Annotated in this window: 20 protein-coding genes and 1 riboswitch; of the genes, 7 read left to right on the top strand and 13 right to left on the bottom strand. The window is 51.5% G+C overall.

Annotation, left to right across the window (positions count from 1 at the left end; translation table 11 throughout):
• Positions 1-4: 4 nt before the first annotated feature.
• The 3 genes from B5F80_RS03490 (at position 5) to B5F80_RS03480 (ending at position 4624) form a co-directional block, all read left to right on the top strand.
• Positions 5-1735, top strand: a complete 1731-nt coding sequence (locus tag B5F80_RS03490) for a proline--tRNA ligase (protein ID WP_087477428.1) — start codon at positions 5-7, stop codon at positions 1733-1735.
• A 192-nt stretch (positions 1736-1927) separates the two neighbouring features.
• Positions 1928-3199: a hypothetical protein gene (locus B5F80_RS03485; protein WP_087477427.1), complete on the top strand. Its 1272-nt coding sequence runs from the start codon at positions 1928-1930 to the stop codon at positions 3197-3199.
• A 114-nt stretch (positions 3200-3313) separates the two neighbouring features.
• Positions 3314-4624, top strand: a complete 1311-nt coding sequence (locus B5F80_RS03480; protein ID WP_239386295.1) for an MFS transporter — start codon at positions 3314-3316, stop codon at positions 4622-4624.
• A 116-nt stretch (positions 4625-4740) separates the two neighbouring features.
• On the opposite strand, the gene lexA is transcribed toward B5F80_RS03480, so the two are convergent.
• Positions 4741-5361: a transcriptional repressor LexA gene (lexA, locus tag B5F80_RS03475; protein WP_087477425.1), complete on the bottom strand. Its 621-nt coding sequence runs from the start codon at positions 5359-5361 to the stop codon at positions 4741-4743.
• A 198-nt stretch (positions 5362-5559) separates the two neighbouring features.
• Here lexA and B5F80_RS03470 point away from each other — a divergent pair, with 198 nt between their 5' ends.
• Positions 5560-5853 carry a LysM peptidoglycan-binding domain-containing protein gene (locus B5F80_RS03470; protein WP_087477424.1) on the top strand — a complete coding sequence of 98 codons (294 nt, stop codon included), beginning with the start codon at positions 5560-5562 and terminating at the stop codon, positions 5851-5853.
• Positions 5854-5909: 56 nt separating this feature from the next.
• On the opposite strand, the gene B5F80_RS03465 is transcribed toward B5F80_RS03470, so the two are convergent.
• The gene (locus B5F80_RS03465; protein ID WP_239386294.1) at positions 5910-6896 is read right to left on the bottom strand and encodes a site-specific integrase; all 987 of its coding nucleotides are present in this window, start codon (positions 6894-6896) and stop codon (positions 5910-5912) included.
• Positions 6897-7197: 301 nt separating this feature from the next.
• On the opposite strand from B5F80_RS03465, the gene B5F80_RS03460 reads away from it, so the two are divergent.
• Both B5F80_RS03460 and B5F80_RS03455 read left to right on the top strand, forming a co-directional pair.
• A complete protein-coding gene (locus B5F80_RS03460; RefSeq protein WP_087477422.1) occupies positions 7198-8436 on the top strand; it encodes a [Fe-Fe] hydrogenase large subunit C-terminal domain-containing protein in 1239 nt (412 codons plus the stop codon).
• A gap of 576 nt (positions 8437-9012) precedes the next feature.
• On the top strand, positions 9013-10347 hold the full coding sequence (locus B5F80_RS03455) for an S-layer homology domain-containing protein (RefSeq protein ID WP_087477451.1): 1335 nt from the start codon (positions 9013-9015) through the stop codon (positions 10345-10347).
• An 888-nt stretch (positions 10348-11235) separates the two neighbouring features.
• Here the strand turns inward: B5F80_RS03455 and B5F80_RS03450 are convergent.
• The 8 genes from B5F80_RS03450 to hslO all read right to left on the bottom strand — a co-directional run bounded on the left by B5F80_RS03450 (position 11236) and on the right by hslO (position 20111).
• Positions 11236-11487 carry a hypothetical protein gene (locus B5F80_RS03450; RefSeq protein ID WP_087477421.1) on the bottom strand — a complete coding sequence of 84 codons (252 nt, stop codon included), beginning with the start codon at positions 11485-11487 and terminating at the stop codon, positions 11236-11238.
• 420 nt (positions 11488-11907) lie between these two features.
• Positions 11908-13041 (bottom strand): YibE/F family protein, encoded by a 1134-nt coding sequence (locus B5F80_RS03445; RefSeq protein ID WP_087477420.1) that lies wholly within the window; start codon positions 13039-13041, stop codon positions 11908-11910.
• A 6-nt stretch (positions 13042-13047) separates the two neighbouring features.
• A complete protein-coding gene (locus B5F80_RS03440) occupies positions 13048-14547 on the bottom strand; it encodes a metallophosphoesterase family protein (protein WP_204246332.1) in 1500 nt (499 codons plus the stop codon).
• A gap of 262 nt (positions 14548-14809) precedes the next feature.
• Positions 14810-16090, bottom strand: a complete 1281-nt coding sequence (locus tag B5F80_RS03435) for an amidohydrolase (protein ID WP_087477418.1) — start codon at positions 16088-16090, stop codon at positions 14810-14812.
• Positions 16091-16111: 21 nt separating this feature from the next.
• Positions 16112-17353 carry an adenosylhomocysteinase gene (locus B5F80_RS03430; RefSeq protein ID WP_087477417.1) on the bottom strand — a complete coding sequence of 414 codons (1242 nt, stop codon included), beginning with the start codon at positions 17351-17353 and terminating at the stop codon, positions 16112-16114.
• Between the two features lie 17 nt (positions 17354-17370).
• Complete coding sequence (gene mtnA, locus B5F80_RS03425; protein ID WP_087477416.1) at positions 17371-18426, bottom strand: S-methyl-5-thioribose-1-phosphate isomerase; 1056 nt, start codon at positions 18424-18426, stop codon at positions 17371-17373.
• Position 18427: 1 nt separating this feature from the next.
• Complete coding sequence (gene mtnP, locus B5F80_RS03420) at positions 18428-19222, bottom strand: S-methyl-5'-thioadenosine phosphorylase (protein ID WP_087477415.1); 795 nt, start codon at positions 19220-19222, stop codon at positions 18428-18430.
• Positions 19223-19226: 4 nt separating this feature from the next.
• Positions 19227-20111 carry an Hsp33 family molecular chaperone HslO gene (gene hslO, locus B5F80_RS03415; protein ID WP_087477414.1) on the bottom strand — a complete coding sequence of 295 codons (885 nt, stop codon included), beginning with the start codon at positions 20109-20111 and terminating at the stop codon, positions 19227-19229.
• 189 nt (positions 20112-20300) lie between these two features.
• Here hslO and B5F80_RS03410 point away from each other — a divergent pair, with 189 nt between their 5' ends.
• A complete protein-coding gene (locus B5F80_RS03410; RefSeq protein WP_087477413.1) occupies positions 20301-20735 on the top strand; it encodes a DUF6173 family protein in 435 nt (144 codons plus the stop codon).
• Positions 20736-20802: 67 nt separating this feature from the next.
• On the opposite strand, the gene ribE is transcribed toward B5F80_RS03410, so the two are convergent.
• Genes ribE through ribD form a run of 3 tightly spaced genes read right to left on the bottom strand, consistent with a single transcriptional unit; the run spans position 20803 to position 23058 of the window.
• The gene (gene ribE / locus B5F80_RS03405) at positions 20803-21267 is read right to left on the bottom strand and encodes a 6,7-dimethyl-8-ribityllumazine synthase (protein WP_087477412.1); all 465 of its coding nucleotides are present in this window, start codon (positions 21265-21267) and stop codon (positions 20803-20805) included.
• Positions 21268-21299: 32 nt separating this feature from the next.
• A complete protein-coding gene (locus B5F80_RS03400) occupies positions 21300-21941 on the bottom strand; it encodes a riboflavin synthase (protein WP_087477411.1) in 642 nt (213 codons plus the stop codon).
• Positions 21922-23058, bottom strand: coding sequence for a bifunctional diaminohydroxyphosphoribosylaminopyrimidine deaminase/5-amino-6-(5-phosphoribosylamino)uracil reductase RibD (ribD, locus tag B5F80_RS03395; RefSeq protein WP_087477450.1), 1137 nt, complete (start codon positions 23056-23058; stop codon positions 21922-21924). Before ribD ends, B5F80_RS03400 begins: the two co-directional genes overlap by 20 nt.
• Positions 23059-23157: 99 nt before the next feature.
• Positions 23158-23294, bottom strand: a riboswitch (FMN riboswitch).
• Positions 23295-23339: the final 45 nt, after the last annotated feature.

The following is a 23339-nucleotide window of genomic DNA, read 5'->3' as shown; positions in this document are numbered from 1 at the left end:
GTCTATGTTAGCATCAAAATTATATAGTCCTACGCTGCGGGAGATTCCGGCAGACGCTGAGATTGCCAGCCATCAATATATGCTGAAAGCGGGCATGCTGCGGAAAAACGGCAGCGGCTTGTACAGCTTCCTGCCCTTGGGCCGCCGCGTGACGCTGAAGGTAGAACAGATCGTCCGCGAAGAAATGGACGCTACCGGCGCCCAGGAAATCATGATGCCCATCATGCAGCCTGCCGAAATCTGGCATGAATCGGGCCGGTGGAGCGCTTACGGGCCGGAAATGTTTAAGCTGCAGGACCGCCACGACAACGGCTACTGCCTCGGGCCGACTCATGAAGAACTGATTACGACGCTTCTCCGCAACGAGCTGCGTTCGTACAAGCAGATGCCCCTGATCCTCTGGCAGATGCAGAACAAATACCGCGACGAAATCCGTCCCCGCTTCGGCCTCATGCGCAGCCGCGAATTCGTCATGAAGGATGCCTATTCTTTCGATGTTGACGAAGAAGGCCTCCATAAGACCTATCAGATTATGTATGACGCTTACGACCGTGTATTTACGCGCTGCGGCTTGAATTTCAAGCCTGTAGAAGCAGACAGCGGCCAGATTGGCGGTAGCCACACCCATGAATTCATGGCCCTGGCCGCAGCCGGCGAAGCCGAAGTCGTCTCCTGCTCGAAGTGCCAGTATGCCGCCGATATTGAAAAGGCCGTCCCCAATACGCTGGACATGGCAGCTGAAGACGCAGCCGACGTAGAGCTCATCGAAACGCCGAACTGCTCGACCATCGAAGATCTGGCCAACTTCCTGCAAATTCCCGTAGAAAAGACGATTAAAGCCGTAGCCTTCGACGTAGACGGAAAAACGGTCCTCTGCATGGTTCGCGGCGACCATGAAGTAAACGACGTAGCCGTACAGAATCTTGTCGGCGGCAATACGATTGAACCGGCGACAGACGAAGAACTGAAGGCTCACGGCCTCCAGCCCGGCTATATGAGCCCCATGGGCGCAGATACGCCGGATAATGAAAGCTTTTATGTCATCGTAGACCCGACGGCAATGAATGTACCGAACGGCGTGACCGGCGCTAATAAGCACGGCTATCATTATAAGAACGTCAATCCCAAACGGGATTTCCAAAACGTCACGGTTGCTACGATCCGCCTCATGACTAAAGACGACGTCTGCCCGCACTGCGGCGCGCCTATCGACATCGTCCGGGGCATTGAAGTCGGCCAGGTATTTGAACTGGGCACGAAATACTCCGAAGCCCTGAATGCGACTTTCCTCGACCAGAACGGCAAGGCCAAGCCCTATGTCATGGGCTGCTACGGCATCGGCGTAACCCGGACGATTGCCGCGGCTATCGAACAGTTCCACGACGACAAGGGCATCATGTGGCCCGTAGCCATCGCGCCGTACGAAGTCGTCGTCGTACCCGTCAGCAGCAAGGACGAAGAACAGATGAAGATTGCCGAAGGGCTGTATACGCAGCTGAAAGGCATGGGCGTCGACGTCCTCTTTGACGACAGGAACGAACGGGCCGGCGTAAAATTCAACGACGCCGACCTTATTGGATATCCCGTCCGCATCACCGTAGGCAAGAAGAGCGCCGCCGATCAGACCGTAGAAATTAAGGTGCGCCGTACGGGCCATGAAGAAGTCGCCGCCATCGCCGACAGCGCCGCCCGCGTGCAAGCTATTTTAAACGAACTCCGCGCTAACAATATGTAATACCTGTACATACTAAGAGACGATAAACGGATACTACCGCATATCGTCTCTTTTCTGTTGCCTCTTGACAAATGCAAAATGATAAGGCCAATCCAATTTAATATAACTTTAATGCCTTTCTTGTCAAAGTTTAATCATTATTCGTCATACTATAGATAAGAATAACCTTTCATCGACAAGGAGGCGACAAGCATGAACAAGATAGAACGGCAGGAACAACAGCTGATGCAGCACATCCGGCAGAAGCGCTGGAATGAGTGCTTGCAGCTGGCGGAGCAGCTGCGTAAAGAAAGCGGAGAGAAACGTCTGCTTCAGCTGGCAGAACAGGCCTACTGCGCCGTATTGGCAGATCCGGCCCGTCGGGATGACAGATGCGCGCTCCAAGGATTGGCCTCGTTATACTATCGGGATTATATGGTACGATTTACGAGCCGGCCTTTCGGCGCCTTGCCCTATGACAAACAAGAGTGCTTTCAGAAGGCTAGGGATACGTTGGAACTCTTGCTGGAAAAGGGGCGGCAGCCGGAGCAGCTGTACCGCTATGCGCAGATATTATACAGAAACGCCAAAGATGGACAAGGACAAGGCGATTTTGCCGCTCTCTGCCGGCAAAAGGAGCAAGCCTATAGGGTGTATGACGAAACGGTATCCTTGCTGGAAAAATGGGGCCCAGCCGATAAAGGGCTGTACTGCCGCGCCTGCTACGGCTTGTCCCGCTGCGGCCTGGAATCGTTTTCCCTTAACTCCTTCGTACTGGAAGAGCTGATGCTCGTATTTTCCGTACCGAGCAGCGTATACGGCAGCCGCGGCGGCCATCTGGCCCGGCTTCGCCGCATCTATGACTGCTTGGAACGGGTGCTGGAAATAGAAGGCTTGCCGCGCCATATCGAAGACATGGCCGCCGTCATACAGGCCAAGCAGGCCTACGAGAAATCGTGGGATATATACTACCTCTTAGGTAAGCTGTTCGACTGCGCCGGCCAATTTTCCCTCTGCCATAACAAAGAAAGCGCCCGTCGCCTGGCAGAACGTTATTACAGCTATGCCTGTGAAATAGACGCAGCCCGACGCCGGGCTCAGCAACGGGTCCCCGGCTTTCAGCACATGTATACGGCATTGCTGACCTTTTATCAGCGTCATCGCCGGGAAGACCAGTTTTACGCCGCATGGGAGCAATACCATCCGCTCGTCGGTTTTTCCGCCGAGTTTCACTTTTTATCGCAGGCTCGCTGGCTCATCATCCGCAAGGAATACGAGGCAGCCCGGCATTACCTGGCGGCGCAGCTGCAGGAGAGGCAGTGGAGTCATAGCGTTGTACGGCGAGCTGTCGTCCTGCAGGACATGGTTCAGGTAGCCATCAGCGGCAGTACAACCGGATTACAGGGGATATATAAGCCGTTTCAGATGCAGCAGCTAGATAAAATCAGCCGGCAGGAACCGTATATGTCTCTGTGCAGGGGATAAAAACTTACGCGTTGCGGCAAACCTATGCTATAATAAAAAAAAACGACAGCAAAGGATCGATGATAGCATATGGTTCCTCATCTTTCATATGAAAACCGCATTTTAGCAATTGTCATGATTGTTTCTTTTATCAATCCCTTTACGAGCAGCGCCTTGAATTTAGCCCTGCCGGATATCGGCCTGACGTATAAGGTAACAGAATCCCACTTGGGATGGGTTATCGAAGTATTTCTCATCGCCTCGACGATATGCATCATGCCGATCGGCAAGCTAGCCGATAAGTTCGGCAAGCGGCGCGTATTTCTCTGGGGCGCATCTATCTTCATGATATCATCCTTAGGCGTTTCCCTTATTTCGTCCATTTACGGCCTCATCGCCCTGCGCGTGCTGCAGGGCATAGGCAGCGCTTGTATCTTCGCTACGAGCTTCGCTATCATCACGCTGGTCTATCCGCCGGAGCGTCGTGGAAAAGCCATGGGCTTTACGGTCAGCGCCGTATACTGCGGCTTGTCCCTGGGGCCAGTCATCGGCGGCTTCCTGAATTACTACTGCGGCTGGAAGAGCATTTTCTACTTTATCGCCTTTTTCTGCGCCGTCGCCGTCCTTTCGACGATAGCCTTCATGAAAGAGGAGTGGATTGCCGACGCCAAGGGAAAATTCGATACGGCAGGAGCGATTGCCTATTCCATCGCCTTGGTTCTTATGATGTTCGGCCTGTCGGAAATCCTGAATTTAGGATATGCCAAATACGTCCTGTTAGGCGGCATGGCGCTGTTCGCCCTGTTTCTCTGCTGGGAAAAAAGGCAGACCAATCCCATCATACCCATACAGCTGTTTCTCCGCAACAGGACCTTTTCCTGTTCATCCTTTGCGGCGATGCTGAACTACAGTGCGACCTTTGCTATCAGCTTTCTGCTGTCCATGTATCTGCAGCGTATTTTGGGCTTTACGTCCCGCGACGCCGGATTGGTACTGCTACTTCAGCCCATACTGATGGCCGTCCTGTCGCCGGTCACGGGTTCGCTGTCCGACCATGTATCGGCCGCCTTGTTGTCTTCGGCCGGCATGGGCTGCATTGCCGTCGGGCTGGCATTCTTGGCTTATGACGTGCCCTTGCAGTCCGTGTGGGTTCTGCTGGCCTGCCTGATTATCATCGGCATCGGTTTTTCCCTGTTCACCGCGCCCAACAACAACGCTATCATGGAATCGGTTCCGAAAGAATACGTCGGTATGGCCTCTTCTATGATCGGCACGGTACGGCTCGTCGGCCAGGTCCTCAGCGTGGCCATCGTTACGCTGGTCATGTCGCGGACCGGGGAGGGCGGAGAAGCTATGCTGACCGATAATATTCAACTCGCCTTTATCATTTTTACGATTCTCTGCATCGTCGGAATACTTCCGTCGATGGTCCGCAGCAAAAAATAAGAATATCAGGACAAAATACATCCCCGCTTTACGACAGAAGATTTCTGCTGTAAAGCGGGGATGTAATTTTTTAGGATATTAAAAGTGAGTATGTAATCAGGAAAAAAACGCCTTCCCTAGTATTTACGGAATAAGCCCGTTACTTTTCCCAAAATCGTGCAGTTCTGCGTATAAATTGGCGCATAGTCGTCGTTTTCCGGCTGCAGGCGAATGGCGTCGGCTTCGCGGAAATACCGCTTGACCGTAGCTTCATCGTCCAAAAGGGCTACGACGATTTCGCCGTTTTCTGCCGTGTGCTGCTGGCGTACGACAAGAATATCGCCTTCAAAAATGCCGGCGTTTTTCATGCTGTCGCCCTTTACCGTCAATAAGAAGCAATCTTCGTCGCTGCCGATAAATTCTGCGGAAAAGGGATATACGTCTTCTACGCATTCTTCTGCCAAAACCGGCGCGCCGGCCCGAACCTGGCCTACGAGCGGCAGGGGGATGATCTTTTTAGAACGCCAGGAGCCTTCGTCGAGAAGCTCGATCGTCCGGTTCTTGGAAGGGTCGCGGCGAATAAAGCCCTGTTCTTCCAAGCGGTTTAAATACCCGTGGACCGTAGACGTAGAACTCAATCCGACTTCCTTGCAGATTTCCCGTACCGACGGGGGATAGCCAAATTTATGCACGCATTCCCGAATATATTCCAAAATTTGTTTTTGACGCGTCGTCAGCATTTTATCATTCATCAGCATGGTTTCATCACTCCAGAGTAGTTTGTCTATATTATACCGTAATTCAAACGTTTGTTCAAGCCCGTTTCAACAGAATGATTTAGAACGATTGTTCCATAATTATCTTGACAAGAACAACTGTTTGGCGATATAATATAACCATCGACGAACGAACGTTTGTAAAAACATTTGTTTTTGCATGCATAGGAGTGACGCCATATGAAAAAGAAAAAGAATATTAGACAGCGCCTGTTTGGCTATATATTGCTTCTCGGACTGCTGGCCATCGCCAGCACTCAGCTGGGCTGGGTATATCGCGGAGAAACAGAATATACGCCGGTTCGCGTGGAGAAAGGCGATACCGTGTGGGAAATCGCTTCTCGCAGTACGAACGACGAAACGGATATTCGCTACGTCGTCAGCGATATTATGGAAACGAACCATTTATCAGATACGCAGGATATCTATCCCGGACAAATTCTCAACGTCCCCGTTCCGTCTGGAGACGACTGAGGCCAAGGAATACATACAAAAGAGCGGCTTTATTCGCCGCTCTTTTGTATGTATGGTCACTTAGTTTCCGTTATCTTGAAAATGGGATTGTCGATGAGCCGGTCTGCTTCGTCAATATACCGCCGCACGATAGCCTGCGATTTATGACGGGTTTGTCTCATGATTTGCCGTTCATCGACCTGGTGCTGGGCTGCCGACGTGGCAAAACCGTGCCGCAGGCTGTGAGCTCCGTAATCCTTCGGGTCCATGCCCATGAGTCCGACATAATGCTTGACGATGAGAGCGATGGTTTTATCGGAGATCTTCGTCTTGCGAATCGTATGACTGCGCGTAAAGCCCCGGAATACGGGACCCGACGAGATGCCGCTGAGCTTCAGCCAATGCTTTAAAGCCCGTACGGCGCAGATTTCTTCATCTTGTACCAGGGGAATGGCGATCATCTGGCCGCGGTCAAACTGGTCGGTCTTGGATTTGCGCAGTGTAAGCAGGAGCCCAAGGCGAGTAAACTGCAAGTCGTCTACTTCCAGATTGGCGATTTCTGAACGGCGCATAGCTCCGTAAAATCCGATAAGCAAGATGGCCTTATCGCGGGCCTGCTGCAATTCATCTCCTTCGAGATAGGTCAGCATTTCCTTGATATCGTCAAATAAAATCGGCAGCTTGCCGCGCTGTATCGTACCTTTCATGCGCTTGATACCGCGCAGGGCGTTTCGGACGATAGGGAATCGGCAGGGATTATCCTTTATGCCGGCGGCGTCGAAATTTTCCGTCAGGGCGCTGATACGCCGGGCGACCGTATTGGCCTTCGCATTGTCGGCTAAATCGTTGATGTAGTTGACAATCGTCTCTGGCTGGGCAGGGAAGGACGACAGCTGATGATATTCGCACCAATCGCAGAAATCATTCCAGTCCGACTCGTAGGCGTCGATCGTATTGTCGGCCCGCGCCGTATAAATGCTTTGCCGCGCTTTATCGGTCAGCTTATCATTATTGGCGATGATGTCGGCCCGGCCAATGTAGAAATGCTTCAATTCTTTTTTCAAAGCCGCAGTCCTCCTTTGCATGAAATATACAGGTTCATGATAACCTTATCATGAAATAATAGAAAAGTCAAACATATGAACGGCGGCCCGAAAGGCTTCTTCCGTAAACATTTGTTTGGACGATGTATTTCTTTCTAGCCGAACAAACATTTTGTATCATGTTCATACGAATAGAGTTATCATGGCGACGCCGGAATATATACGAAGAAAATATAAAAAACAGATGCCAATATCAATAAAATTTGCTATGATATACATAAAAATAGATTATGCTTGACTGTGAGCTATAAGGAGGTTGACTATGCAGACGTTAGAAGAACTATACTGGCACTTGCTGAAACAAGGGGCCGACGGCAAACCCTTAGCAGTCGGCGGCGATGCAGACCCGAAACTGATCGGTTGCCTGATCCATCCTGAGGACAAGCCGCTGATTTGGCGCGTGAAGCCTTGTCTCTGTCCGCCAGACAGCCCAAGGGATTGTCAGACCGCCTGCGAGTGGGACGCTGTAGCGCTCGGAGACGAGGGCGTTGTGATTGACGATGAAAAATGTGTAGGCTGTCAGGCTTGCGTCGACGCCTGCAAATTAGATGCGCTGAAAACAAGTAAAGAAATCATCCCTGTCGTTCAAGAACTGCGCGAATATGACGGACCGGTCTATGCGCTGGTTGCGCCGGCCATATCGGGCCAATTCGGAAAGGATGTAACGATGGGCAAGCTGCGCACCGCTTTAAAATGCCTTGGGTTCACGGGAATGCTGGAAGTGGCCGTGTTTGCCGATATCCTGACGTTAAAAGAAGCGCTGGAATTTGACAAAAATATCCGCGACGAAACCCAATTCCAGCTGACGAGCTGCTGCTGTCCTATGTGGATTGCCATGATAAAAAAATTATATCATCAGCTGCTTCCTAACGTTCCCGGCTCAGTGTCGCCTATGATTGCCGGCGGCCGCACGGTTAAAAGGCTGCATCCGACGGCGAAAACCGTCTTTATCGGCCCCTGCCTAGCTAAAAAGGCAGAAAAGAAAGAGTCAGATTTAGTTGGCGCTATTGATTACGTACTGACCTATCAGGAATTGTCCGATTTATTTTCCGTTTCCAACATAGATCTGGCGTCTCTGCCAGAGGACAAGGTTCCTCATGCATCTGAAGCGGGAATCGGATACGCCTATGCCGGCGGCGTATCGGAAGCCGTTTCCCGAATGGTAGGGCAACTAAATCCGCACCGCAGCGTGACCATTCAGACCCGTCGCGCCGATGGCGTGCCGGAATGTAAAGCCATGATCAACGATATTCTGGCAGGAAACCGCGGCGGCAATTTCTTCGAAGGAATGGGCTGTAAGGGCGGCTGTGTCGGCGGCCCGCGAGCTATTATTTCTAAAGAAGAAGGCAAAAAGCAGGTCCAGGCTTATGGAAAGGAAGCTCTGTATAAAACGCCGGCAGAGAATCCTTATGTCATCGAGCTGCTGAAGGAATTGGGCTTTTCAACAGTCGAAGAATTTTTAGAGAACAGTCGCCTGTATGATCGGGATATGGATACGTAATGACACATAGCGGTTATTGAATAGGGCTGACTAAAAAAAACATACGCATAAACGACCCTTTTTCGCTGGAATCAGCAGAAAAGGGTCGTTTGTTTTATGCCATCACCTAATAATATATAATTATATATTATTAAATAATTGAGTAAGTACAAGGATGAATTGTCAGATATCGACGCAGGAAATAGAATTGGGTTTCTCGCTATTCTTAAATACTTTATAAATATCTCGAAAATACATCATAATTATTTTGAAATATCTTTATTTTTACTAGAAAATAATTAACAAATAACACATAATATAATTATTTGTTATAACTATATAAGTTTAATAAATTACAAAGCAAGCCTTTATTGACATTAGAATATATTATACTGTACAATGAACATCAAGTTGAGGTGCGGCATCGAAACCAGTGCCGCAGGCACAACGAAATTAAGATAGACTATGTGAATTTCTCAATGCAGCAAAAGAGAGGAAACTAGGGAGACTCGCCAAATGCTCTTTGAGAAAATAGACTATCTGCCTGTAACAAAGCAAGATATTTTCTATTTTATTCAAGAAGAGAGGTAGTTAATGATGAAAGCAAAAGTATTAGCAGCATTAGCAGCAACGATGGCCGTAAGCGCAACGTACGCCTTTGCCGCCAACCCGTTTGTAGACGTACCGACCGACAGCTGGGCCTACAAATCCGTTGTAGAACTGGCCGACTCGGGCATTGTTCAGGGCGTAGACGGCAAATATTTCGAAGGTAACCGCAACATTACTCGTTACGAAGCTGCTGAAATGGTAGCTAAAGCCATGGCTCACATGGATCGCGCTACGGTAGAACAGCGCGCCCTGATCAACAAATTAGCTGACGAATATGCTGATGAATTGAACAATCTCGGTGTCCGCGTATCGAACTTGGAAAATAAAGTCGGCAATATTAAGTTTACTGGCGACGCTCGTCTTCGTTACCGTTATCAGAACGACAATAAATCTAAAGAAGACGACAACTCCTGGGATTACCGTATTCGCCTCCGCGGCACGGCCCAGGTTAACGACCGCGTAACGGCTACGGTCGGTCTCAGCACAGACAATCAGAACTTTGGCGCTAACGGTCAGGCTCATGACGGAAGCAACGATGTGTTTGCCGACATCATCAATGTAGACTACGCCTTCGGTTCCAACTGGAAAGTCAGCGCCGGCCGTACTTCTGCATACATTCTCGGCGGCCCCCGTTCTTATGGCTACCAGTACGGCGATGTATTCGACCGCGCTCAGCTGCAGTTTAACAACGGCAAATTTGCTGTAACAGGCGGCTATGGTAAATTTAAAGAAGGCGATATCGCCGGCGGCTTGGAAAAATGGGACGGCGAAGAAGTTGAAATGGAAGGCGTAAAAACGGCATATGGCGAAGTCGAAGGATTCTTCAGCAACAATACGGCTGTAGGCGTCTATTACAATAACTTCGTCGGCGGCGGCAATTCGGCTGTCGAAGGCGGCGACTTCTTTGCCGATGACCTTTGGGGCGCATATGCCAGCGTAAACTTCGGCTCCAAATGGAATGTCCTCGCTAACTATGAAAACGTAAACTTCGTCAACGGCGAAGAAAATATTAATGGCGATGACAATGCCAACGTATGGATTGGCCGCGTTACATACGGCAAAACCAGCATGGCTACTCCGAAGTCCTGGGATCTCTGGGTTGAATACCTCGACGCTGAAGACGGCGCGTTCTTAGGCGGCTCCACGAACAGCTGGCGCTTTGGCCAGATGGATAATATCAAATCCTGGGGTGCCGGCATCGACTACGTATTCGCTAAAAATGCTATGTTCAGCGTTATGCAGTCCTTTGGCAGCCAGACGAAAGATGGTCCTGATGCCGATCCGGAAGAACAGACACGGGCACAGTTCGTATTTACTTTCTAATTGCTGAACAACAAAAAAATCACCTGATTACAAAAGACCGAAGCCTTTCTCTCATGAGAAGGCTTCGGTCTTTGCTTATGAAATTATCAGCAGCACCTGACAGTTTTGCCTTTATAAAAGCGTTTTTACATGCAAAAACGACAAAGTCATATATAAACTTATAAAACTTATATAGAAGGGGCAAAACGGGGCTTAAAAGCAAAAATATGAAGATTGTCTGCAGAAAACTGCAAAGAGAATTTTACAGAAGTATAAATCAGCACCGGTATGATAGAAATATCATGTCAAGTTGAAAGTTTGAATCTGATGTGCAGCGACATCTGTATGTATATCATGTAATCCAGCTTGTTTGTATATCAATCAGTAACGAATTTACTAAACGACAATAGAATGCCGAAAAGCACTGCATTTGAAGAGAGGTACAGACTTGGCAGACAGATACTAAGCAATTAAAAGAGCTATAACTTGCCGGATTTTTCTCTTTTTATTTAGTTCCGATAATTTAACGTTATCGGAACTAAATGCATTCCCCGATACGGCCGTCGATGTCCTGATTGCTATAATGTGTAGCAGCAATAAATTTATGCAGCAATACATGAAGCAATATCCCGGGATGATTACCCTTCCTAAATTTTTTTCTAATACATCCATACCATATATTTTGGCTGCCGTGATTAGTCCTCAGTCCTGGCATACAGCGTATGCGCGGCAATTATCCTATATAAACATGTAATTCCATACGGATTTACATGCATATCTGTAAATTTTACTAAAACTTATTTCAGTTGTTTCGTGAAACGGCAATATATCTATAAGCCCGACAAACTATATCAGAATTGGTTTTACAGCTGGCTGCTGGTGTGAATTTTATAAATTGAGAATAACAATCTATTTATTGACCTTGCCAATCGTTTCGCGAATGGCCATCCTGACGGCTTCGGCCGGAGATAGATCTTGGTCTTCGCAGTACGCCATAAATTGCTTATATTGCTTATCTGTCAAATAGGTAGAAATTCGATGGCGTTTCTTTTTCTCATCGTCTTTTTTAGCGGCGCCTCTCTTCTTTTTTTGAGGCACTTCCTTTTCTTCGGGGAAAAAGTCAATGATCCTTTTTCTTTTTGGAACCTCTTCAAATTGCATATTTCATTTCTCCTTTTCTATTTTTTAGCCTAAATAAACCTAAATAAACATAAATTAATATAGATTAGATTAAATAAACCGCTAAAACAAGCGATTTCTCCCCTCTTTATATATACTGCATCCCTAAGTAAAAGTCAACGGATTTTACGAGGCCCAGCTTACCTTTGAGCCGGAAAGACATTTATTTTTTCGGCGTTGACTACTATCTTCCTGACCAGTCGGTTTTGTCCGTATTTTAAAAAGCTCTGCCATAGGTTCATGCCCTGTTTTTCATAAGGAGATATCTTTCTTTTAGAATGATATTTGTAGAAAGATACTTGCAAATTATTTGCAGTATATATGAAGAAAGGCCTCATTTCACAGGCTTGTAATCCTATTGAAATGAGGCTTTTAGTACATATGATGTTGATTGTTACAGCTTTACAGCTTTTTTTTGCCGTTTTCCTTACGCCAGGTAAAGGCACTCAGGGCCGCTGCAATAGGAACGGTGAATATAACGCCGAAGCTGGCTGAGAAGCCCTTCATAATTTCGATGCCGATCGAATTGGAATTGATGAGCTGCAAATACGGCAAATCGTACACGTAATCTAATACCCATGTTCCCAAGGAACCGCCGAAAAACGCCAGGATAAGCGTCGTCGACATGGTCCCCATGACGTCGCGGCCTACGTTCATTCCCGCCTGAAACAGGGCCTTGCGGCTGATTTGCGGATTATGCTTTTCGATTTCCGCGCAGGCCGACGTCACGTCCATGGCAATATCCATGACGGCTCCTAAGCTGGCAAATAAGATGCCGGCAAAGAGAATCTGGCCGATGTCGATCATCGTATTCTGAGCGACAAACATGAGGCTTTCAATGTTCGATACGTTGTAGCCGGACAGATTGACAGCCTGGCCAAAGATGATAGCTGAAATGCCGGCAGTCAGAATGCCTCCCAGCGTCGCTAAAAAGGCCGTAACGCTCTTTTTCGACCAGCCGTTGATGAGATACATCGTCGCCGCCAGGACGATGCCCGACGTGAGGATCGATGCGGCGACAGGGCCTGTACCCCGCAGGATCATGGGGAAAAAGAGAAACACAAAGCAGATAAAGGTAAATACTAAGGCGACGGCTGATTTGACGCCCTTTTTGCCGCCGACGACGCTCAGTAAAATCAGGAAGGCTGCAATGTACAGGTAAATCGGCAGGGAACGGTCGACGTTATATACCGTGTGCAGATCGAGCTGGCCGATCGTACTGGATATGACGACGACTTCCATCCCCGGTTTGCAGACCGTGCCAAAGAGAAGACCGTTCGGGCAATTTGCCTGAACGGTTTTCCCGGCATGGACGCCGCTTTCAATGCGTAGCGACACGATTTGGTCGCCGACGCGGCTTCCGTTTTCCTGTACGTTATCCTGAATGATTTCTATGACCTGAGCCTTTTCAAAGGTACGGCCGTCTGTGTTGACCATCTGCGGTTTGTCGACCTGATTGTACGATTGAAGGAAGTACCCTCCGGCGACGATACAGACGATGACGAGGAGCAAGCGAAACCATTTAGAATGTATCATCTGTCCTTAGTCCTTTATGATGCTGTACGAGCTGTCGATAGGTGTCCCTGTTTCAGCGTCATAGGTGTTGATGGTGAAGCTGTTATTCGTAATGCGGATAACCGAATAGGTCGGACGCCATGTCTGGCTGCGGGCGGCGACGTAATCCTGCTGCTGCGGAATGAGCTCGTAGAATTTGGAGCCTGTCGCCGAGTTGGACGACATGTAGAATACGCCCTTCGGGTTGCGGAGCACGCCCTGGCTCATGTCGGCAATGGTATAGCACATGTTCTGGGATACGTAATTGTTTTTAAATTCCTGATTTTTCAGGGCTGCATCCAGCAAGTTATGCTTCTGGCCGCACTGGCCGTCTGCTTTGAACTGGTCAAAGGTTGCATGAGCCTTGCCGTCGCTGCTCAGCTGATAGGTGCGGGCGTAGGTATGGTCATGGCCCTGCAGGACGACATCGATCTTATTGGCGTCGAAAATCGGCGTGAGCTGCGTGCGGAGCAGGATACCGTCCGAATCGGAATGGTCTTTGCCGCTGCCGTAAATATCCTGGTGCATGACGACGATGCGCCATTTCGTATCCGGATGGGCTTTGATGGCCTTTTCGATCAAGGCCTGATGGTCGGCGGCGTTGTAGTTATTGGCGTTGATGACGATGAACAGCGCGCTGCCGTAGGTATAGTAGTAACCGTAGCCGGCTTTAGTCGAATTCGTTTCTTCCGTAAAGGGATTCGGAACGTTGAAGTGATTCTGATAGCCCGACGTCATGCAGTCGTGGTTGCCGATGCTCGTAGCGGCAGGCAGGCTGCGCAGCGCGGCAGGAGACAAGTAGCCGGCATATTGATATTCCTGCATCTGAATCTTAGCGGCGCTCTGGTCTTCTGCTGGTTCGTTAATCTGGTCGCCAGGCGATACGAGGAAGTTGATTTCCGGATGCTGAGCCAAGGCGTAATTCAAGGTTTTTGCCCAGTTATACGAGTCGTTCCGGGCCGCGATGTCGCCGTTCTGTTTTGCCGTTCCTTCTGATGGAATCTGGCCGGACGACGCGCCGATCTGCGGGTCTCCGACGTACATGATTGTGAAATCATCGGGGTTGCCCGTCTTAATCTGGTGGGCTTCCTGCCATTTGCCATTGAGTCTTACCTGGTACCAGTATGTCGTTTCCGGCTTCAGATCTTTTACCGTAACCTTGTTGGTGTAATAGGGTACGCCGCTGATTACCGTACCATCCTGGCAGGAGCCGTCGAAGGTTACGGCGTGTTTCATTGCCTGATTGTCGGCGATGCGAACCTGCGCGCGGTCGGCTTTTTCCTTGGAGTACCAGCCGAAATTCAGCTGAGAGGCGTCGGCGCCGGGAGCAATGGATACTTGTTCGTAATTGGTCTTAATGGCATCCCAATTGTCTTTCCACTGCTGCCAATCCGTATTTTCTGAAACGGTCGTTCTCGTCGTCACTTGCGGCGTAAGGGACGCATCGTTCCAATGCTCGGTCGCAGCAAATACGCCGAAAGAAGCCATACATAATACTGCTGCCACATACGCAGCAGCAACTTTCTTACTCTTTTTGACGTGAAATGGACACATAATTGCAACATCTCCTATTGAGCTATAAACTAGCAAAGGTATACTAACTGCTTTTACTTTAGGCCTTTTGTGTAAAGAAATGCAGGCGATTATGTGAAATATATGTAAAAAACTACTGCGCCCTATCCCCTCTGTCACAGGAGGCATGCAAAAACGGCCGCTCCCCCTTTCAGGGAACGGCCGTCTTGAGATGGGATTATAAGGCGGAAAAGAGCTTTTCTTTCGTCCGCTCTGCTTCCGCTTTGATTTTTTCAATGTCCAATGTCGTAAATTCCTTGCCTTTCAGCAATACCTTGCCGTTTACCATGACCGTATCGACGTCAAAGCTGTTGGCTGAGTATGCCAGCAAGGACATGGAATCGTTTTTCGGATACCAATGGAGCCCTTCTCTGTCGACGAGGGTAATATCGGCTTTATACCCTGTTTCTAACTTGCCGATATCCGTATATCCGAGGCATGCCGCGCCGGCTTCGGTCATCATGTTGACGGCCGATTCGGCCGGGACGACTAAGGGGTCCAGCGTATGGGCCTTATGGATGAAGGCGGCTAAATGCATTTCTTCCATAATGTCCAGGTTGTTGTTGCTCGATGCGCCGTCCGTGCCGAGGCCTACGACGATACCTTTTTTCAGCATGTCCTGGACAGGAGCGATACCGCTGGCCAGCTTTAAGTTGCTGCCCGGATTGTGAGCGACGCGGACGCCCTTTTTAGCCATAATATCCATGTCGGCATCGTCGACCCACACGCAGTGGGCCGCTAAACAGCCGCAGTCGAACAGTCCCAGTTCGTCCATCAGGGCGATAGGCGATTTGCCGTACTGCTTGACGATGTTGTCTACTTCGCCCTTCGTTTCGCACAGATGGGTATGTACTTCCGCTCCCAATTCGCCGGCGGCTTCGACGACCTGGCGAATGTAATCGGGCGGGCACGTATAGGGCGCATGGGGGCCGAACATGACTGTAATGCGTCCGTCCGCCTTTCCATGCCATGTCTTGTAAAATTCCTTATTTTCCTGCAGCGCCTGCTGGGCGTTGGGCGTCACGCCCGTCAAGCCGCGGCTCAGGGCGGCCCGGATGCCTGAGGCTTCTACGGCTCTGGCTACGTCGTCCATGAAGAAATACATGTCGGCGAAGCTCGTCGTGCCGCAGCGGATCATTTCGGCGATACCCAGCATCGTTTGGGCGTATACGACGTCGCTGTCCAGCTTGTCTTCTGCCGGCCAGATCTTCTTTTCCAGCCAATCCATGAGCTGCATGTCGTCGGCGTAGCTGCGGAACACCGTCATGGCGATGTGCGTATGCGTATTGACGAAGCCGGGCAGGGCCAGCATAGAACGGCCTTCGAGGACTTCGTCGTAATTCCCTGCCTGGGGCGCCATCGGAAATCCCGTAATGACGCTGTCTGTCACTTCAATATTCTGATGCTCTGTGATGACGTGGTCTTTGTACAAGGCCACGTCTTTGATCAACGTTTTCATCGGCTGTCCTCCCCTGCCTTATCAGTCCAGATTTAAGTACTTGCGCTGTTCTTCCGTCAGGGTATCGATGCTGTAGCCCATGGAGCGCAGCTTGATCTTAGCGATTTCCATGTCGATATCGCGGGGCAGGACGTATACGTGATTGCCCAGTTCGGCGTGATGTTCCAGAATATATTTGGCTGCCAGGGCCTGTACGGCGAAGGACAAATCCATGATTTCCGCCGGATGGCCGTCGCCGGCAGCGAGGTTTACCAATCGGCCTTCGGCCAGCAGGTTGATAATGCGGCCGTCGGGCAGTTCGTAGCCTTCGATATTATGACGGGCTTCAAAATGGCGCACAGCCAATGCTTCCAGTTCGGGACGGTTGATTTCTACGTCGAAATGACCGGCGTTGGCCAAGATGACGCCGTCCTTCATGTTCTTCATGTGTTCGCCGCGGATGACGTCCTTGTCCCCTGTCAGGGTGACGAAGATATCGCCTACCTTGGCGGCTTCGGCCATCGGCAGCACTTCAAAGCCGTCGAATACGGCTTCGATAGCCTTGATGGGGTCTACTTCCGTGACGATGACGTGAGCGCCCAGGCCCTTGGCCCGCATAGCGCAGCCGCGGCCGCACCAGCCGTAGCCGGCGATGACGACCTTCTTGCCGACAACGGTGAGGTTCGTCGTGCGCATGATGCCGTCCCACGTGGACTGGCCTGTGCCGTAGCGGTTGTCGAAGAGGTATTTGCAGTACGAATCGTTTGCCGCGATCATGGGGAATTTCAGCTGGCCCGCTTTATCGAGGCCATGGAGGCGGTTGACGCCTGTCGTCGTTTCTTCCGTGCCGCCGAGAAGGTTTTCCAGGGCGTCGGTCCGCGTCGTATGGAGCAGATGAACCTGGTCGCCGCCGTCGTCGATGATGATATCCGGATGATGGTCCAGAGATTTGTTGAGGAAATTGAAATATTCTTCCTCTGTCGCGCCATACCAGGCATAGACTGTCAGGCCGTCTTCTACGAGAGCTGCGGCGACGTCGTCCTGCGTCGACAAGGGATTGCTTCCCGTGACGATGACGTTGGCGCCGGCCCGGTGCAGGACTTCGGCCAAGTACGCCGTTTTAGCTTCCAAATGGACGCTGACGCAGACCGTCTTGCCTTTAAAGGTCTGTTCTTTAGCTAATTCGTCGCCGATAGCGTTCAGCGCCGGCATGTAGTGGTCAACCCAGCTGATTTTTTCATGACCGCTCTTAGCCAATTTGATGTCGCGAATAATAGATTCCATACGATAAGACTTCCTTTCTATATATTGAAAAATGCATGAACCTGCGCAGTGTCAGGCTTGCGGATAACCCCTTTTTCCGTAAAAATAGCCGCGATATTCTCGTGAGGCGTTACGTCGAAGGCCGGATTAAAGACGGCGGCTTCCGGCAGCGCCGTCGGTACTCCCTGAATGGAACGCACTTCGTCATGATTTCGCTCCTCAATGGGAATTTGTTCCCCCTTGTCCAGGGACAGGTCGAAGGTCGAAATCGGGGCGGCGACGTAAAAGGGAACGCCGTGTTCCTTCGCCAAAATCGACACGCCGTAGGTGCCGATTTTGTTGGCTGTGTCGCCGTTGGCTGTAATGCGGTCGGCCCCGACGATGACGGCGTCGACGCCCTTCGTCTTCATGACCCAGGCGGCCATGTTGTCCGTAATGAGCGTCACGGGAATGTCGTCGGCCATGAGCTCCGATACGGTGAGGCGCGCTCCCTGCAGGAGGGGCCGCGTTTCATCGGCATAAACCATGCGGATCAGCCCCCGTTTGTGAAGAGAGCGGATGACGCCCAGAGCCGTGCCGACGCCGGCCGTAGCCAGCGCCCCGGCATTGCAGTGCGTCAATATCGTCAGAGGCTTACCTGCCGCGGCTAACTCTTCAGCGCCGTATTCCGACATGGCCGTGTTGATTGCCACATCTTCGGCCTGCATGGATTTCGCTTTGTCTTCCAGCAGCTGGAGAATAGACGAGACCGGTTGTTCCTCTGCTCCATACGCCGCGGCTTTCATCGTTTCCAGGGCCCAGTGCAGGTTGACCGCCGTAGGCCGGGCTTCGTCGAGGCGGCGGCAGCATTCGGAGAAATCGGCAAGGAACTCCGCAGTCGACTCATAGTCGTGCGTATCGGCCAGCATGCGGGCCGCCAGGACCGAGCCGTAAGCCGCGGCTACGCCGATAGCCGGCGCGCCCCGTACGGCGAGGATGGAAATGGCGTCGTATACGTCTTGCCATTTTGTGCACGTAATATAGGATTCTTCCAGGGGAAGCTTCGTTTGGTCCAGCAGGACCAGCTGGCCGTTCTGCCAGCGCAGCGTATCCATATTACACCGTAAAGCCGCCGTATTCCTGCAGGGCGTGGCGGCACAGGCAATCGTCGTCGCCGTACAGTTCGACGGCTTTCATGATCAGGGTACGCAGGCGGAGAGAGTTTTCCGCCATGCAGTCTACGACTTCCGAATGAGTCAGGGCGGACGGAGAAATGCCGGCGGCAAAGTTCGTAACCATGGAAACCGTAGCGTAGCAGATTTCAGCTTCCCGGGCCAGGCAGACTTCCGGCACGTTGGTCATGCCGACGAGGTCGCCGCCCAGCGTTTCGTACATCTTGATTTCCGCCGGCGTTTCAAACCGTGGTCCTTCCGTGCATACGTAGGTGCCGCCGTTGTGCAGGGCGTATCCTCCCAGTTCGTCAGCCGCTGCCATGAGGGTACGGCGCAGGGTCGGGCAGTACGGCTCGGTCATATCGACGTGGACGACGCCGTTTTCCCCGCCGTCAAAGAAAGACGTATGGCGCGACTTCGTAAAATCGAGGAACTGGTCGGGCAGGACAAATTCGTTCGGCTTAAAGTCGCGGTTCAGGGACCCGACGGCCGTCGTCGAAATAACGGCTGTAACGCCTAACCGCTTTAAGCCCAGCATGTTGCCCCGGTAGTTGATCAGATGAGGCGGTATGGAATGGGTTTTACCATGACGGGGAAGGAAAATCAGTTCTTTTCCCTCATATGTGCCGCGGACATAATGGATCGTGCCGTAAAAGGTGTCCATGTGATGCTCTTTGGCGTTTTTCAGCATCTTGATATCGCAGACGCCCGTACCGCCGATGATGGCAATTAAGCCCATACTATCACTCCTTATGTGCGTTTTCGAATAAAGTAACTAATTCGTCGTGGCTGATGACGTATTTTTCACCGCAGTAATGGCAGGTCATCTCTACCTGCGGGTCCTGCAGCAGTTCCTCCTTATCCTGGGCTCTCAGGGACAGGAGGACGTTTTCAATGCGCTGGCGCGAGCACGTGCACTGCCACCAGGCAGGCTTGCGGAATAATTCTTTAAAATGCATGCCGCTTAAAATAATGTCGATCAGCCCTTCTCCATCGGGATGATTCTTCAAATACGTCGTAATCGGCCCGATCTGCGTAATGTTGGCCTCGACCCGCGCTAAGTCTTCTTCTTTCGCTCCCGGCAGCGCCTGGACGAGAAAGCCGCCTGACGCGGCAATCGTATAGTCCCGGTCGACGAGGACGCCTAAGCTGATCGTCGAGGGAATCTGCTCCGACGTGTATAAGTAATAAGCCAAATCTTCGGCAATTTCGCCGGATACGAGGTCGGCTTGGCTCGTATAGGTCATCTGCTCCGGCGTAAAGCGCGTTACCGTCAGCTGGCCGTGCTGGCCTACAGCGGCTCCTACATCTAATTTTCCGTTTGCTTTGAGGGGCAAATCCACTGCGGGATTGTCGATATAGCCCCGTACTTTATTGGAATCGAAGGCGTCGACGTGAACGGCTCCTAATGGGCCGTCGCCGGCAAATTTAAGGGAAACGCCTTCATGATTTTTATAGTCTCCGGCCAGGAGGAGCGCTCCCGTCATGGCCCGGCCCAAGGCGGCGCAGGCCACAGGCGACAAATGATGCCGCTGCCGCGCCGTTTCGGTTATGCGGCGCGTCTGGGCGATAGAAACGCGAATTAACTCGTCTGATGTATAATGGACGATCTGGTCTTCAATATGCATCCTGTTCTGATATCCTTTCTACATAAAATCTGAATCTAATTATACTACACCTGCGAGTATTTTTCACTACTAATTTGGCAGGTCGGAAAAACTGTGCTGCCCGCTGCCGGACTCTTTCGCCGTGCCGGCAGGATTTCTCCCTTCCGCATGGAATTATGTATATAAGAAACGGAAAAAGGGGGCATTACTATGGCAGACGAAAAGAAGGAATATACGGCGGCAGACGGCCGGGATATCTTGATCATTCCGCCGTCGGCGCCGCTGGATACGGCAGAAGATGAAGATCCGGAAACGCCCTACCTGGCTTCGGATATGTACCGGCGCATCGTCGCGCTCATCAACAATTTTGAATCGGACATGCCCGACGATATGCAGGCCGGCGGCCGCCTCGTATCGGCCGGCAACATTACCTTCAGCATTCAGGACGTAGGCTTTTGGGACCCGAACATGATCGTCTTCTACGGCGAACTATCTGACGGCTCTCACGTCGAATTGGTTCAGCACTTGTCTCAGCTGAACCTGCTTCTCGTCGCCGTCAAGCGGACCGACGATACGGACAAGCCGCGGCGGATCATCGGCTTTACGACGAAAGATGAGCCCGATACGGAGCCTGCGGCAGAATAACTGCATACGGCGTATAAAAGAGGCTGGTGCGCGAAGAAATTCTTCGGCATCAGCCTCTTGCGTTTTCTTACAGTTCTTTTATGAGGTTGACCATTTCGATAGCCGCTGTCGCTACGTCGAAGCCCTTGTTGCCCGCTTTCGTGCCGGCCCGTTCGATAGCCTGTTCGATATTTTCCGTCGTAATGACGCCGAACATGATAGGCACGCCTGTCTTCAGGGACGCCTGAGCAATGCCCTTGGCTGCTTCATTGCAGACCAGGTCGTAGTGGCTCGTCGCGCCGCGGATGACTGCGCCGAGGCAGATGACGGCGTCGTATTTGCCCGATTCGGCCATTTTCTGGGCGATGAGGGGAATTTCAAAGGAGCCGGGAACCCAGGCCGTCGTGATATCGTCGTCGCTTACGCCGTGACGATGGAGGGCGTCGTATGCGCCGCCGAGGAGCTTGCTGCAGATAAATTCGTTGAAACGCGCTACGACGATACCAAACTTAGAACCAGAACCAATTAATTGACCTTCTTTAATGTGTGCCATAGTAGAACACTCTCCTATTCTGAAATAGTATTTTAAAATCCATTTTCCAACAGCGTTTCCATTGTGATGCCGGAACGTTTGCCCGTATGGGCTGTTGTAAAGCTATGGACATATTTCCCAATTACGTCGGTTTCCAAATTGACGACGGCGCCGGGATGCTTGTCGATGAGCGTCGTATTGGCCATCGTATGGGGAATGATGGAAACGGAAAATTGGCTGTTGCCTACGGAAACGACGGTCAGGCTGATGCCGTCGATAGCGATAGAGCCCTTTTCGACGATGAACGGCTCCATGTCCTTGGGAATGGAAATCGTAATGACCCGGGCGATGCCGTCGGCGGCGATGCGGGCGATATGGCCGACGCCGTCGATATGGCCGCTGACGATGTGGCCGCCCAGCCTGCCGCCGACCTGCATAGCCCGTTCCAAATTGACCTTCGAGCCGCTCTTGATGTCGCTCAGGGACGAACGGCGCATCGTTTCGTGCATGACGTCGGCCGTGAAGGACGAATCCGTCATGGAGGTCACCGTCAGGCAGACGCCGTTGACGGCGATGCTGTCGCCGAGCTGCGTCCCTTCCAGTACCTTACGGGCCTGAATCGTCAGCTTTATCGAGTCGGGACGGCGGTCCATCTGGCCGACGGTGCCCAATTCCTCAATGATGCCAGTGAACATAAGCTCCCTCCCTGTTCGCATTATACGCTGTAATCAAAATATTGCCGTCGTGCAGCTCGACCGAATCGTAAGACAGGGGCAGGCATTCGTCGAGGGAATCGACGCCGTGGCCGCCGACAGACGACAGGGCCTGTTCGCCGCCGATGACTTTGTCGCCGATAAAGGCGTATATCTTATCGACGAGCTTGTGGTCGAAGAAGGTTCCCTGAATCTTGCTGCCCCCTTCGACGAGGATGCTCTGCAACCCCTGCTTGTACAGCAAGTCCAGGGCGGCAGGCAAATCGATGTGGCGATCCTTGTTCAGCGGAGCCAGCAGGACGGTGACGCCCATGTTTTTCAATTCTCTCATCTTTTCTACCGGGCAGAGGGACGTCGTCACGACGATGGTCGGCGACGTCTTATCCGTCAGGACGAGGGAATTGAGGGGAATATGCCCCTGCGAATCCATGATGATGCGTACCGGCTGGTGCGGTTCGTCGTGGGCTTCGCGGCGGATGCGGCAGGTCAGCAGCGGATTGTCGAGCTTGACCGTATTGATGCCGACGAGGATGCCGTCGTAGATAGAGCGCAGGTAGTGGCCGTAATTGCGGGCCCATTGATTCGTAATCCACTGGGATTTTCCCGTCCGCGAGGCGATGCAGCCGTCGAGGCTCTGCGCTATTTTGACGGCGATAAACGGCTTCTGCACCATCATATTTTTAATGAATACTTCGTTCAGCTGAGCGGCTTCCTTGGAAAGCAGCCCGATTTCGACAGGTATGCCGGCCTGCCGGAGAATGGCCGCTCCCTTTCCCGCTACGAGAGGGTTGGGATCCAGCATGGCGATGACGACCTTGCCGACTCCCTTTTCCACGAGCGTGCGGGCGCAGGGCGGCGTCCGCCCGTAATGCGCGCAGGGTTCCAGCGTAACGTATACCGTCGCGCCCTTTGCCTTGTCGCCGGCTTCGCGCAGGGCCCATACTTCCGCATGGGGCGTGCCGGCCTGGCGATGGTAGCCCGTGCCGACGATTTCACCGTCTTTTACGATGACGCAGCCGACGGCCGGATTCGGCGTTGTATACCCTAAGGCCAGCTTTGCCAGCTCCAGGGCTTTTCTCATATAATCTACCGGTTCCAAATCTGTCATTCCTTTCCTGATAGATTTTGTTATAAAAAATAAAAAGGCTACGGGTATGGAAACCCAATAGCCTTTTGCGCACAACAAAAATAAACGAAACGTCGTCTTTTCCCATCCAGACTATACTGTCGGTACCGAAATCGCATCGGTTCAGCCCCGCTTACGCCAGGCTAGCGGACTATACCGCCGGTCAGGAATTGAAAGCTGCCCTTTCTCACCTTGCCCCAAAGACTATTATTCATATCCACCTATGATTTTAGCACATAAGGGATAGAAATACA

This window comes from Megasphaera sp. An286 (assembly GCF_002163455.1).
Lineage (GTDB): Bacteria > Bacillota > Negativicutes > Veillonellales > Megasphaeraceae > Megasphaera > Megasphaera stantonii.
This window is presented reverse-complemented; position numbering and strand designations above follow the sequence as displayed.